The 12,541-nt window shown below is 47.5% G+C and carries 13 protein-coding genes and 1 pseudogene; 7 read left to right on the forward strand and 7 right to left on the reverse strand.

Going from position 1 to position 12,541, the window contains the following annotated elements; genetic code table 11:
• Positions 1-340: 340 nt before the first annotated feature.
• Complete coding sequence (locus KDK15_RS18135) at positions 341-1,489, forward strand: hypothetical protein (protein WP_257296801.1); 1,149 nt, start codon at positions 341-343, stop codon at positions 1,487-1,489.
• Here the strand turns inward: KDK15_RS18135 and scpB are convergent.
• The 5 genes from scpB to KDK15_RS18160 form a co-directional block, all read right to left on the reverse strand.
• Entirely contained in the window at positions 1,486-2,382 is an 897-nt protein-coding gene (gene scpB, locus KDK15_RS18140) for an SMC-Scp complex subunit ScpB (protein ID WP_257296802.1), read from the reverse strand. The genes KDK15_RS18135 and scpB overlap by 4 nt on opposite strands.
• A gap of 1 nt (position 2,383) precedes the next feature.
• Positions 2,384-3,274, reverse strand: coding sequence for a ScpA family protein (locus KDK15_RS18145; RefSeq protein ID WP_257296803.1), 891 nt, complete (start codon positions 3,272-3,274; stop codon positions 2,384-2,386).
• 195 nt (positions 3,275-3,469) lie between these two features.
• A complete protein-coding gene (locus KDK15_RS18150) occupies positions 3,470-4,645 on the reverse strand; it encodes a tryptophan--tRNA ligase (protein WP_373691404.1) in 1,176 nt (391 codons plus the stop codon).
• A gap of 222 nt (positions 4,646-4,867) precedes the next feature.
• Positions 4,868-6,817, reverse strand: a complete 1,950-nt coding sequence (locus tag KDK15_RS18155; RefSeq protein WP_257296805.1) for a hypothetical protein — start codon at positions 6,815-6,817, stop codon at positions 4,868-4,870.
• Positions 6,818-7,129: 312 nt separating this feature from the next.
• Positions 7,130-7,756, reverse strand: a complete 627-nt coding sequence (locus KDK15_RS18160) for an L-threonylcarbamoyladenylate synthase (protein ID WP_257296806.1) — start codon at positions 7,754-7,756, stop codon at positions 7,130-7,132.
• Between KDK15_RS18160 and KDK15_RS18165 the strand changes: the two genes are divergently transcribed.
• Positions 7,755-7,898, forward strand: coding sequence for a hypothetical protein (locus KDK15_RS18165; RefSeq protein ID WP_257296807.1), 144 nt, complete (start codon positions 7,755-7,757; stop codon positions 7,896-7,898). The genes KDK15_RS18160 and KDK15_RS18165 overlap by 2 nt on opposite strands.
• 98 nt (positions 7,899-7,996) lie before the next feature.
• Here KDK15_RS18165 and KDK15_RS18170 read toward each other — a convergent pair whose 3' ends face one another.
• On the reverse strand, positions 7,997-8,887 hold the full coding sequence (locus KDK15_RS18170; protein ID WP_257296808.1) for a PHP domain-containing protein: 891 nt from the start codon (positions 8,885-8,887) through the stop codon (positions 7,997-7,999).
• Positions 8,888-9,024: 137 nt separating this feature from the next.
• Between KDK15_RS18170 and KDK15_RS18175 the strand changes: the two genes are divergently transcribed.
• The 3 genes from KDK15_RS18175 to KDK15_RS18185 are packed head-to-tail and all read left to right on the forward strand — an operon-like array spanning position 9,025 to position 10,590.
• Entirely contained in the window at positions 9,025-9,600 is a 576-nt protein-coding gene (locus KDK15_RS18175; protein WP_257296809.1) for a septation protein A, read from the forward strand.
• On the forward strand, positions 9,601-9,900 hold the full coding sequence (locus KDK15_RS18180) for a YciI family protein (protein WP_257296810.1): 300 nt from the start codon (positions 9,601-9,603) through the stop codon (positions 9,898-9,900).
• An 18-nt stretch (positions 9,901-9,918) separates the two neighbouring features.
• Positions 9,919-10,590 (forward strand): TIGR04211 family SH3 domain-containing protein, encoded by a 672-nt coding sequence (locus tag KDK15_RS18185; RefSeq protein WP_257296811.1) that lies wholly within the window; start codon positions 9,919-9,921, stop codon positions 10,588-10,590.
• Positions 10,591-10,827: 237 nt separating this feature from the next.
• Here the strand turns inward: KDK15_RS18185 and KDK15_RS18190 are convergent.
• Positions 10,828-11,101, reverse strand: a pseudogene (locus KDK15_RS18190) (SelT/SelW/SelH family protein).
• Between the two features lie 130 nt (positions 11,102-11,231).
• Here KDK15_RS18190 and KDK15_RS18195 point away from each other — a divergent pair.
• Both KDK15_RS18195 and KDK15_RS18200 read left to right on the forward strand, forming a co-directional pair.
• Positions 11,232-11,870, forward strand: a complete 639-nt coding sequence (locus KDK15_RS18195) for an O-methyltransferase (protein WP_257296812.1) — start codon at positions 11,232-11,234, stop codon at positions 11,868-11,870.
• A 67-nt stretch (positions 11,871-11,937) separates the two neighbouring features.
• Entirely contained in the window at positions 11,938-12,252 is a 315-nt protein-coding gene (locus tag KDK15_RS18200; RefSeq protein WP_257296813.1) for a DUF4286 family protein, read from the forward strand.
• The last annotated feature ends 289 nt before the right edge of the window (positions 12,253-12,541 follow it).

The following is a 12,541-nucleotide window of genomic DNA, read 5'->3' on the forward strand; positions in this document are numbered from 1 at the left end:
GACTTGGATCATAACAACGAATGTTGCGCTCGTTGCGGTTTTAATCAAGAGCCTCCTAATGGCTTTCAGGGTGGGGGGAGATGCGCCCAGAGCCATAACACGACGCTAAAGGAATTAAGACGCGATCCCCTGTGCGCCTGACTTCACCCCACAATTAAGAAGCCAGACTACTCAGCTGGCTTTTTGTTTTGTCCAGCCATCAGCTCCAATAGTTTTACCGGTCGGTAAACTAATTACAGGATCTTCTCATTTATCATTTTTCATTGCTGCCACTTTCTAATTTGATTCATCAAAATATTATTCCAATGACTAGTGAACCTATTGAGAAAGTAAGCTGTCTATGGGAAGTAAATATCTATCGTTAAAAGGTTTAATTATGAATTGGCCAAGTGTAAATACTGGATTGGCAGCTTATGCTAACGGAATAACAAGTAATGGTTATGATCAGGATGATTATGCCTTGCCAGTGGATACTCAATATGCGGGAGGTACATTTCGCAGTCGTGCACCTGAAGATCACCAGCGTAGTCTGGCTGTTGGCGCTCGAGCATCCAGTGTTGTTTTGCCTGCCTATAATTATATGAATCCACCATCGGGTGGAAGCGGAACTGATAATCCATCGGTTGTGAGATTTACGATTGGTTCAGATGATGAGAATTCTGATGACGAACCTTCACCCTTATCCTCCCTTAGTTCAGGTCCTGGTTCAGAACCTGGCGACCTCATGGGGTTGGAGCAAACTTTAGAGAGTCTTCTGGTAGGGGAGGCGGGTTCCACGGAAGGTGCTGTAGGAGGCTACCTTTGTGAACGTGAGCAGATTCTGAAGGCTTTGACATTAAGTTTGAATAAACTGGCGTCGTTATCTTCTTCGGGAAAGGGGGGTAATGATAAGGCAGTTGACAATGCCAGAGAGAAACTTGGTCAAATGATCACTAACTCTATCACAACAGCCAGATTAAAAGACTGGCATGAAATTGCCTGTGGAATCCAATCGTGGCAGAAAACCAATTGCAAATTACTTGAAAAATATGGCGTTAATCCCGACGAACCTAAAATACCTGATCTCATTACCCGGGGGATGGTTCCAATAAAATTCGATGATTTTATCAACGGTATCGCTAATACAGGTGTTATGCCTAATCTTGGCGAAGGGCTTGAGAAAATTGGTACCTATCTGGATGGTCATGATGTAACGATGCTAGAACACCTCTTTTGCACAGATATGAGCAAAGAAGTCCATATGCCACTACTTTCCTTCTCATTTTACAGAGAAAATTTATTAGACTCACAATATCCCGATGATCTTCTTGATGGCGATGAATTACCAGATTTCACTTACCTTCTTGATGGCGATAAAAATAAAGACTTGAACCACCTTGCCCGTGAGTTGGATGCTTATTTTCAACCGGTATTTCAGGCTGTACGCGAGGATGGGGGCTCTGTTCCAGCAGACACTCTGGAAGAATACTTCCAGAGTGTCTTTGATTAATGAAAGGTTTGATCTGGCTCTTCAGGCTGAGAAGAAAGTGCTTCTTCAGATGATTGATCATCAGCAGTCTGGCTTTCAGAAGATGTGGTTAATTCATCTTCAGTTGGTTCAGAACTCTGTTGTTCTTTCTCTTCTTCCAGTTGCAGGGCAGGTATTTTCTGCTTCTTGATCAAGTCATTAAAGCCAGTGGGCAATTCGGCTTCCATGGCATCCAGTTCATCGAACAGCTCCTGGGCTGAACGCTCCCGGATGACTTCCTGGTCTGCCAGTTCCGGCTGTTCTAACGTGCCGCCAGCTGCAGCCAGTGCTTCGGCAATCTCTTCCGGGATTTCAAGAGCTTTGGCGACTTCTTCCAGGTCCCGGATTTCAGACAGCGGAGGCAGTTCATTTAGGTTCTGCAGGTTGAAGTAATCCAGAAATTGCCGGGTGGTGGCAAACATGGCAGGTCTGCCGGGAACATCCCGGTGGCCGACAACGCGAACCCACTCCCGCTCCTGCAGGGTGCGTATGATATTACTGCTGACACTGACGCCACGAATCTCTTCAATTTCCCCTCGGGTAATGGGCTGGCGATAGGCGATCAGGGCCAGGGTTTCCAAAAGGGCACGGGTATAGCGTTGAGGTTTCTCGTCCCACAAGCCGCCAATCCAGGGTGCCATGGCCTGACGAACCTGGAAGCGGAAGCCGGAAGCCACTTGCTTCAGTTCAAAGGCCCGGCCCTCACAGGCGTCAGATACTTTGACCAGGGCTTCACGGATTTCATTGCCATCAGGGCGACTGTCTTCCGGAAAGAGGGCCGCCAGCTGTTCAATAGTCACTGGACGACTGCTGGCCATGATGGCCGCTTCCAGAATCAGTGAGAGATCAGGCTTTTCACTATTTATATTGTCCATGTTATTCAACCCGTGCCTTCACATGAATCGGTCCAAAGGGCTCGCTTTGTACCAGCTCGATCAGGGATTCCTTGATTAGTTCCATAATGGCCATAAAGGTGACCACCACCCCCAGCCGACCTTCGCTGACTCGATAGAGTGCCACAAAAGGGGTGAAGCGTTCAGGGGAGAGCATGGCAAGCACCTCGCTCATCCGCTCTCGAACGGACAGTGCTTCTTCCGCCACCTGGTGGTGCTCAAACATATCAGCCCGACGCATGACTTCGCTAAGGGCTACCAGAATATCCTGAAGATCAACATCCGGATATACCTGAATTCGCTCAAAATCAGGAGTCTGAACTTTAGCAGGCCAGGTATCCCGCCCCATTCTGGGCAGATCGTCCAGATCTTCGGCCGCTTTTTTAAAGCGCTCGTACTCCTGCAGTCGCCTGACCAGCTCAGCACGGGGGTCTTCTTCTTCCTCTTCAGCCTCTGCGGTTCGTGGCAACAGCATTCGGGATTTGATTTCCGCCAGCGTCGCGGCCATGACCAGGTATTCTGCCGCCAGCTCAAACTGGGAACTTTCCATCAGTTTGACGTATTCCATATATTGATGGGTGATCTGGGCCACCTGAATATCGAGGATATCCATGTTGTTGCGTTTGATCAGGTAGAGCAGAAGATCCAGCGGTCCTTCAAAGGCTTCCAGAAAGACTTCCAGGGCATCCGGTGGAATGTAGAGATCGTCAGGCAGCTTGGTGAATGGTTGGCCCTTAACCAGTGCCAGCGATTTTTCCGCTCTTTCATGGGGAGCTTCTTCATGAGGAGCTTCAAGCACAACGGAAACGGATTCTGCTTCCGATGGGGCTGACGTATGTTCTGGTTGTTTGGCCACGGCTTCCGTCGTGGTCATGGGCAGTTCACCTCTTGCTGGGCCGTTGAATCTACTGAGATACAGGTTGGATGGCTTATTTGCTAATCAGTTCCATCATGCCTGCCAGAGGCGGTGTCTGTCCAGAGGAGTTACCGTGGGCAGGTAGCGATTGATGTAATGTCAAAGACACAGCCTCCTAGGTCTTTGTGGTTCAATGACTCTTTGGGCCTATGATTAGCGATAATGCAGTCCCATGGCATCACGGACTTCCTTAAGCGTGTCCTGGGCTTCATCGCGGGCTTTCTCACACCCTTCGGTAATAATGCTCTTGACCACATCCTGGTTATTTTCCAGTTCCAGAGCTTCAATCCGTATCGGTTCCAGCTCGGCCTGAACCGCTTCTATTATCGGTTTTTTGCAGTCCAGGCAACCGATGCTGGCACTGGTACAGCCGCTCTGTACCCAGTCCTGACGTTGCTGGTCAGAATAGAGTCTGTGGAATTGCCATACCGGGCATTTCATAGGATCGCCCGGGTCATTCCGGCGAATGCGGGCTGGATCCGTAGGCATTCTCCGGATCTTGGCGTCCACTTCGTCAGCACTCTCTCTGAGACTGATGGTGTTGTTGTAGGACTTGGACATTTTCTGTCCATCCAGACCCGGTGTTCTGGCTTGCGGTGTCAGCAATGCTCGCGGCTCTGGCAGGATAACCTTGCCGGTACCTTCCAGATAACCGAAGAGACGCTCCTGGTCACCCAGGGTAATATTGTTTTGTTCTTTCAGCAGGGCCTTGGCCGTTTCCAGAGCTTGTTCATCGCCTTTTTCCAGATAGGTTTTACGAAGCTTCCGGTATATTTCACCCTGTTTTCTGCCCATTTTCCGGATGGCCATTTCGGCATTCTGTTCAAAACCGGGTTCACGGCCATAGAGATGGTTAAAACGGCGGGCAATTTCCCGGGTAATCTCCACATGAGCTTCCTGATCAGCGCCCACGGGGATGCTGCCTGCCCGATAGGCCAGAATGTCAGCACTTTGCAAGAGTGGATATCCCAGAAAACCATAGGTAGAAAGGTCTTTCTCTTTGAGTTTTTCCTGCTGGTCTTTATACGTTGGGACCCGTTCCAGCCATGACAGCGGTGTCATCATGGAAAGTAGCAGGTGAAGTTCGGCATGCTCCGGTACCCGGGACTGAATAAAAATGGTGGAAGATCCAGGGTTGACACCAACGGCGAGCCAGTCAGTGACCATATCCAGCATGTGTTGCTGAAGGTGCTGGGTATCTTCATAGTGAGTGGTCAATGCATGCCAGTCTGCCACAAAGAAAAAGCAATCGTATTCGTGTTGCAGTGCCAGCCAGTTTTTTAAAACACCGTGATAATGGCCAAGATGTAATCGGCCAGTGGGTCGCATACCAGATAAAACACGCAACTGGGGGTCTACAGCGCTCAAAGGGCTCTCCCAAGTTAGTCCTGAGAGGACAGGGTACGACAGTTTTAATCCAGGGGAAAGGCAAGACATTATTCCCAGCCCTGAATTAATGGCTTTAGTGGCCAATAGTATGATTGATCTTTCTGCCAGTATCAAAAGACTGGATATTCCCCTGAACAAGGCATTAATAAAGCGTTTTTCCGGTTAGTGTCTGCGGTTCTGAAGAGGGTATCTTTCCGGATGTTTGATAATGTCAGTGGCGATATCAAGAAATTCTGATTGAATACCCTCATCCTCAAGAATCTTGATGGCAATATGCTGTTCAGAATATCCGGACTTTAAAAGGTAGTCATAGACCAGTCTGCCGTCGCTGGTGATTTCTGCGTGAACATGCATGTTCTGGAATATTCCGGGGTATTCATCAGCCAGCAAAGTGGGTCTGGGGTAGTGGGTTGTACAGATATTAATGGAGTTTCGGTTGTTGGAAATGATTTTCAGGTAGCCATAAGTACCAGCCTCGCCTTCTATTGGATTAGTACTGCTGAAAATCTCATCCATCAGTGTCAGGCTGAACTGATACTCTGCCATGTTTTCAATATGGTCCATCAGTTCAATAGCTCTCACCGATTCTGCCTTGAATGTTGACAGGCCTGCAGCCACCTCTGAACTGATATCCATATGAGTATGGATCAGTGAAAACGGTGTTAATTCAATATGGTGCGCTGGTGCAATGCCAAAGGTCTGTGCCAGAAGGACAGCAATGGCAATGCCTTCCATATTGGTTGATTTTCCGGCGGCATTAGGTCCTGTAATTATTGTATTCAACGGTAGTTGCGCGCCTATTTCAATACTGTTTGGTACGGCTACCGCTGATGATAAATGTGGATTCCAGAATCGGTCAAGCCTCAAGTAAGGTGAATGATTTTCTGGAATGTATTTCGCAAAGGTAATTGGGTTGCTTTCTCTTTTCTGGCCTTGACTTACCAGTTTGGCAATGGTCAACCAGGCATCAACTTCACCGACTGCCTTAAGGATGTATAACATAGAGCTTTTGTTATTCTGCATAAGCTCTAATGCCATATGGTAGCAACCCATATGAGAGGTGTAGTATCGCCAGGTGGAACGGACAGGGGTTTCAGGCGCCTCTTTCAATAGAGCGAGTATTTCCCGGAATTCTTTCGAGTAATCCAGCCTTGAAAGCTCTGGGTAGGATAAAAACACATCATGAAACGGTGGATGATTCTCAAGTGTCATCCAGAGTTTTCTGGCTTCAAATAACGCAAGACCCGGGCGTCTGCTGCGCTCCATTACGTAAGTGTAATAATTCTTCTCTCTTCTGGCACTTCTTTGTGTCAAGTAAAGTGTCAGGCCATAAAGTGTTAAGCCGCTGACCAAGTGTAATGGGTGTGATGAATTGTAATAAAGGTAGGTGGGCATAAACCCGAGACCTAGTAAATTCAGGCTTTCAATAAAACGACGGGAGGCTTCTTTTTCATTGCTGGTTTTCGGATTCATACCAAACTGAGTGGTAGCATCCAGGCTCTGGAAAAGTCCTTTGTAGATAGTGTCGGAAGGGTCAAGCAGAGATATGATGCCATCCTCATTGGTGGAGAACCGTCGTAAATGATTTTCCAGTTTAGCCATGATCATTGGGTGATCGATCAGGTATTGTATGGTTGATTGTCTTTTTTCCAGTACATTGATATCGGTTGTTGGAGTAATCAGCATATTGGCTAACATGATTTCTCCGGATACAGTAATAGGGGTTCCAAGGCTTTTCAGAATACTGTGATCGGGTGATAGCGTTGATCCATTTAATAAATCCAGGTCTTTAACGGCATAATGGGTCAGGATTTGGTTTTTTGAACTGGCCTGGTCGACAGTTTGTTGGGTTAGGGATTTTAATACGATTTTTCTTTTTTCTCCGGGCGTGAGAATAGTATCAGGAAGCTCACCTTTACTTTCTTTTGATTCTATTTTTTCATTAGAATCCGGGTAGGCTTGTGCAAAGTGTTGCTGTGATATTTGATAGGTGTTTTGTATGCCAAGCTTGGCCTGAATATCTAAAGGGTGTATAAGAAATCCAATGATTATTATGAATATTTTTTTTTTGTATATTTTGGTTTCTGGTTTTTTGACTGCTGATATTGGCATGGTTTGATCAGTGCTTTGTAAATTGATTGAATTTGGTAATTCACTATTTAATTCTTGATTTATGGATTTGGATGTAGCGTGTGATTGTCTTATGAATTAGATAATCAATCCTAGACGATTTTTTCAATAATAGAAAAAATAGTTTTCTTGTCAGGGTTGAAAAAAAGTGTTGTACTCTGACGTTTGATTGATTTCTGGCGTGCTGGCTTTGTGCTATAGTTGTTGATTCTATATCCTTGGATTTCACATCATTGAATTCCACATCATAGAAAGTTGTGTGAACGAACAGCTGATACTTTACCGCAAGAAAAACTAATCAATCATAAAAGGCTCAGGATTGCCTTTGCCGACCCTGAGAATTTCCGGGACATCTTCCATCAGGCTGACCACCGTCGTCGGCTCCAAGCCACGGTATCCACCATCAATGATCAGGTCCAGCTGGGGTTCCAGAGTCATACGGATATCGTAAGGATCCATCATGGGGAACTCGTCACCAGACAATTGGAGCGTTGAACTCATAATTGGGCATCCCAGCTCGCTGAGCAGGGACTGTACAATTGCGCACTCAGGTACACGTATGCCAATGGTCTTTCTCTTTGGGTGCATCAACCGTCGAGGCGCTTCTCTGGATCCTTTCAGAATGAAGGTATAGGGACCCGGGGTGTGATTTTTCAGCATTCGATATTGCGTATTATTCACCTGGGCATAAGTCGCCAGTTCGGAGAGGTCTCTGCAGACCAGGGTAAAATTATGCTTTTCATCCAGCCTGCGTATTTTCCGGATCCGCTCAACCGCCTTTTTATCGCCAATGTGACAACCCAGGGCATAGGCTGAGTCGGTAGGGTAGGCGATCACACCGCCATCACGAATAATATCGACAGCCTGTCGGACCAAGCGCAGTTGTGGGTTGTCGGGGTGAATCTGAAAGAACTGGCTCATGGCAATCGTCAGCCTGAAGAGTAATGCTTCAGCGAAAGAGCACGGTGGTGTTTGCGCAAAAGCGGTGGCGCATCATAACACTGAGGTCAACAGGAAAGAAGTGCTTGCCAGTGGTAGCCGCCGGGATTCTAAAAGTACTTAAGACGGGCTCACATGTCTGCTTGTGATCACTCACGGGTGTTACTGATGAACCAGACAACACTGCGATGATTTAACCTTCTTCCCCGGCCACAGCGGGCGCTATTCCCAGATGTCCCAAACCGGTTTCAGGTTTTCAGGGAGAGAGGGAGGCAATCGCCCAATATCAACCCATGGGTAGTCCGGGTTATGAAAATCGCTGCCCTGTGATGCCATCAGGTTAAACTTCCGGCAATAGCGAGCCATTTGTTCTACCTGACTGTGTGGATGGTTAGATCCCTGGACCTCCATGGCGTGTCCGCCTGCCAGGGTAAAGTCTTTGATCAGAGCCCTGAGTTTGGTGGCGGTCATCCGGTATTTTCCGGGGTGGGCAAGAACGGCCGTTCCTCCCAGTGCCCGGATCCAGGCAACGCCCTGGCTCATTTTTGGCCAGAAGGCTTTAAGGTTGCCAATTTTGCTGTTATCAAGGTACTTGCGAAACGCAGCATCCATATCATGGCATCGCGCTTCACTGATTAGCCAGCGGGCAAAGTGTGGCCGACCAATCTGCACGTCGTCCGGTTTCAGCATAAAGCCATGACGGCTGTTTTGCTGTTGTTCAACCGCGCCCTCAAGGACTTTTCGAAAAATCTGATCGGCATTCCAGTCTGGCAAACGGCTGGCCAGCCGTTCGGCAATATGATGTGAGCGTTTTCTGCGGGACTCGCCCTGGGCTTTGACGACCAGCTCCAGATCCCTATGATCAAGGGAGAAGTTCAAACCGACAATATGAATTTCAGCACCGGACCAGGTAGTGGAGAGTTCAATGCCGGTGATTAATCGAATATCACCCTCAGGGACCTGGTCTCTAAGGAAGTAGTGGGCAGCAACGGTGTCATGATCGGTAATGGCCAGAGTATGGACCTGTCGTTCCTGAGCCCGGTGGTAGAGTTCAACTGGGTCAAGGGTTCCATCGGAAGCGGTGGTGTGACTGTGTAAATCAATGGAAATCAAAATTGCTTGTTACCCTGAAATTCAATTAGTTTATTATGTAGTTTGACTGTTATTGCCAGCAGGCTCAAACTCCCTAACCGTTATTCACTAACGTGGTGACAAGTTGATGCCTCCTATTCTACTCTGATTGGCCAAATATGAAGCAAATAATTGACTTTATTCCTCTGATTCTTTTCTTTGTCGTTTATAAAATGGACCCGAGAATGGTCAGCCTGGGGGCAAATGACTTTGAACTGGGTGGACCGTTCAGCGCAACTCTGGTGTTGATGGTTGCTTCCATTCTGGTGTATGGCAGCCTGTATCTGAAAAACCGGGAGCTGGAGAAAAGCCATGTGGTCACTCTCGCAGCGGTTATGCTGTTTGGGGGCATGACACTGACTTTTCATGATGAAGCTTTTTTGAAGTGGAAAACCCCAATCGTCAACTGGATCTTTGCGGTTGCATTTCTGGGCAGTCAGTTTATCGGTGAAAAGACTCTGCTGGAACGGATGATGGGACACGCCATAACACTGCCGGACAATATCTGGCTCAAGATGAACATCAGCTGGGTCATATTTTTTATTCTTCTGGGGGCGGCGAACCTCTTTGTGGCATTTACCTTCCACGATATCTGGGTGGACTTTAAAGTGTTCGGCAGCCTTATTCTGACATTCCTGTTTGTGATTGGTCAGTTTCTGGTGATTTCAAAACATATTCAGACTGAGGAGAAATAAATGCTCTACGCTATTTTCAGTGAAGATGTTGATAATAGCCTGCCATTGCGAATGAAGGCGCGCCCCGCGCATCTTGAGCGGCTTCAGCAATTAAAGGATGAAGGGCAGCTGGTGCTGGCTGGTCCCTGTCCTGCTATAGACAGCAATGATCCGGGGGAGGTTGGCTTTACCGGAAGTCTGGTGGTTGCCGAATTTGCCAGTTTAACCGAAGCACAGGCCTGGGCAGATGCAGATCCCTATATTGAGACTGGCGTTTATCGGCAGGTTATCGTTAAGCCATTTAAAAAAGTTCTGCCGTGATTTGAGATGCTGATACCTGTGAAAACGCAAAAACATTGGCTGGTTGTTCTGTTCGGTTTGTTATGGATTGGGCAGGTCTGTGCAGAGACACGATATATCACTGATATTACCTATGTACCCATGCGCAGCGGACCCAGTAATGAATACCGAATTCTTCATCGTGGACTGAAGACCGGTACCGGGCTGGTACTGCTGGAAGAAAATTCTGGCAATGGCTTCAGTAAAGTGAAACACGGTGATCAGGAAGGTTATGTACCGGCACAATATCTGATGATAAACCCACCGGCTTTTAGTCAGTTACCCGCTGCCCTGGAACGGGCCAGTAAAATTGCAGCAGATAATAAAGCGCTGAAAAAACGCCTGACTGAACAGGATGGTCAGCTGCAAAAGGTAATCTCGGAACTCAGCAAGGCTGATAATAAACTGGATCGCCAGCAGGTTGAGATGAAACGACTGCAGGATATTTCTGCTGAGCCCCTGGCGATAGATCGTCGTAACCAGCAATTGGTTGAGGAAAACGAGCGGCTGAAAAACCAGCTGCAGGTGTTGCAGGCGGAATATCTTCAGCTGAATAGGGATAATAAACTACGATGGTTTCTTTTTGGTGGTGGTACGATATTACTAGGTATTCTTCTTGGTGTGTTCCTGCCGATGTTGAAGATCCGCAAGAAAGAGAGTGCCTGGGTGTAGGGTTCATGGAGGTTAGGAATTGTCTCGGAATAAGTTCCGCATTTGACTGAGACTTGTTAAGGTCTTTGGCTGTTGGCTGTTGGCTGTTGGCTGTTGGCTGTTGGCTGTTGGCTGTTGGCCGCAAAAGCAAAAACGGCCTGTCTTTTTCGGGCAGCGGGTGGCGGCAAGCGGGCAGCGCTTCTTACTGAAATGTCGAAGTTATTAAATGACAGTTCCTTAGAATGAATCTGACCTCCCTCAAAGGTCGTTGTGGTCAAGATCTCTTTCAGGGGCAATCGCATCCCTGACTTTCTGTTTAATTTCTTTAGGTTGAGGAAAACCGCCATTCTTTTTCCTTTCCCAGATCTCTTCGCCATTCAGCTTGATGATGAAGATACCCCCCCGGCTTTAGCCGAGCTTCCCCTATATCAGTATTAAAGGTACTTAGCAGCTCCTGTGCCAGCCAGGCAGAACGTAACAGCCATTGGCATTGACTGCAGTACTCTATTTCAATAACGGGCTTTTCTGTCATGGCTCCCTCGCTTAAAATTCGCAGCTGATTTTTTCAACGCTTTATAAGTTGTGGCCTCATCTTCATGGAGAGCGCCCTTTTTATCAAGGTTCTTTTATCAATGCTTTATTATCAAGAGAAGGTACAGTGCATGGACTGGATGGTTGATCCAGCAATTGAAAACTATTGCCAGACGATGACGTCCGGTGAATCTCCGGTTCTGGCAGAGCTGGCTCAGGCCACGGTGGACAGAACCCGTTACCCCGTTAACCTCTCCGGTCGGCTGGTGGGGCAGACCCTGAAAATGCTGGTTGAGATCAGCCGCAGTAAAATCGTGCTGGAAATTGGTATGTTTACCGGCTATGCAGCGTTATCCATGGCAGAGGGTTTACCCGATGATGGCGTGGTGTATGCCTGTGAGACCAACCCCAGGTCCATTGCCATTGGACAGGAGTTTTTTGATCGGTCACCCCATGGTCATAAAATAAAAGTGCTTTTTGGCAGGGCACTGGATACCATCCCGGAATTGAGAGCGGAAAAACTGGATCTGGTGTTTATCGATGCAGATAAAAAGAAGTACCGCGATTATCTGGAGATGGTACTGCCCATGATGAGCCCTCATGGGCTTGTGGTTATTGATGATGCACTCTGGAAAGGGAAGGTGCTTGACCCTCAGGAGGAGCGGGATCAGGTGATTGCCGATCTGAATCGTTACATTTATCAGCATCCAAAACTTGAGAGTGTGCTGCTGCCCATCCGGCATGGTTTAAATATTGTGCGGAAAGCCTGATCTTCTGCCTATCTGCCATTTATCCACTATTATCCAATGCTCGCAAATGAATATTCAGGGGGCGTTCATGATCATCTATGAAGTCAATTGTCTGGTGGATAATGATATTGTGGATGAGTTCAGGGCCTGGTTAAAGCCACATGTTGATGCAGTGCTGAAGGCCGAAGGGTTTCACAGTGCGGAAATACTTAAGCTGACGGAAGATGATCAGCTGACAGCACGACCTTATTCAACCGGTTTTTCCATTCGCTATCAAGTGTCTGGGCAGAGTGCGCTGGATCACTACCTGTTGCATCATGCTCCTGCACTTCGCCAGGAGGGTATTGACACATTTGGTCATCAGTTTACAGCATATCGTCGTGTACTAAAGGAAGACGCCTGATCATCACACCTGGAAACTGTCTGAGAATAGCGCCCGTCTCGGCGACCCCGTCTCGGCGACCCCGTCTGGGCGACCCCGTAGCGAGAATTGCAGAAAATTGATTAAAATTTTTTTTATGAGGTGATTTGAACTTAATCCAATGAAGCTCGTTTCAGGCTTACACTGATTAACCGTTCATTCAGTTATTACTTTTATCATCGTGTTTATCGGCTATCCTGAGAATGGTTTTGCCTAATGATAGATCGTGCCAGGCACCCTTCGACTCCGCTCAGGGTGAACGGAGAGTGAG

This window comes from Endozoicomonas sp. YOMI1 (genome assembly GCF_024606345.1).
Classification (GTDB): domain Bacteria; phylum Pseudomonadota; class Gammaproteobacteria; order Pseudomonadales; family Endozoicomonadaceae; genus Endozoicomonas.

Coding starts and splice junctions, on each gene's coding strand:
- scpB (WP_257296802.1), bottom strand. CDS start 2,382: ATGGACAATATAAATAGTGAAAAGCCTGATCTCTCACTGATTCTGGAA.
- KDK15_RS18145 (WP_257296803.1), bottom strand. CDS start 3,274: ATGACCACGACGGAAGCCGTGGCCAAACAACCAGAACATACGTCAGCC.
- KDK15_RS18180 (WP_257296810.1), top strand. CDS start 9,601: ATGCTCTACGCTATTTTCAGTGAAGATGTTGATAATAGCCTGCCATTG.
- KDK15_RS18165 (WP_257296807.1), top strand. CDS start 7,755: ATGGCAATCGTCAGCCTGAAGAGTAATGCTTCAGCGAAAGAGCACGGT.
- KDK15_RS18160 (WP_257296806.1), bottom strand. CDS start 7,756: ATGAGCCAGTTCTTTCAGATTCACCCCGACAACCCACAACTGCGCTTG.
- KDK15_RS18200 (WP_257296813.1), top strand. CDS start 11,938: ATGATCATCTATGAAGTCAATTGTCTGGTGGATAATGATATTGTGGAT.
- KDK15_RS18175 (WP_257296809.1), top strand. CDS start 9,025: ATGAAGCAAATAATTGACTTTATTCCTCTGATTCTTTTCTTTGTCGTT.
- KDK15_RS18195 (WP_257296812.1), top strand. CDS start 11,232: ATGGACTGGATGGTTGATCCAGCAATTGAAAACTATTGCCAGACGATG.
- KDK15_RS18150 (WP_373691404.1), bottom strand. CDS start 4,645: ATGCGACCCACTGGCCGATTACATCTTGGCCATTATCACGGTGTTTTA.
- KDK15_RS18155 (WP_257296805.1), bottom strand. CDS start 6,817: ATGCCAATATCAGCAGTCAAAAAACCAGAAACCAAAATATACAAAAAA.
- KDK15_RS18135 (WP_257296801.1), top strand. CDS start 341: ATGGGAAGTAAATATCTATCGTTAAAAGGTTTAATTATGAATTGGCCA.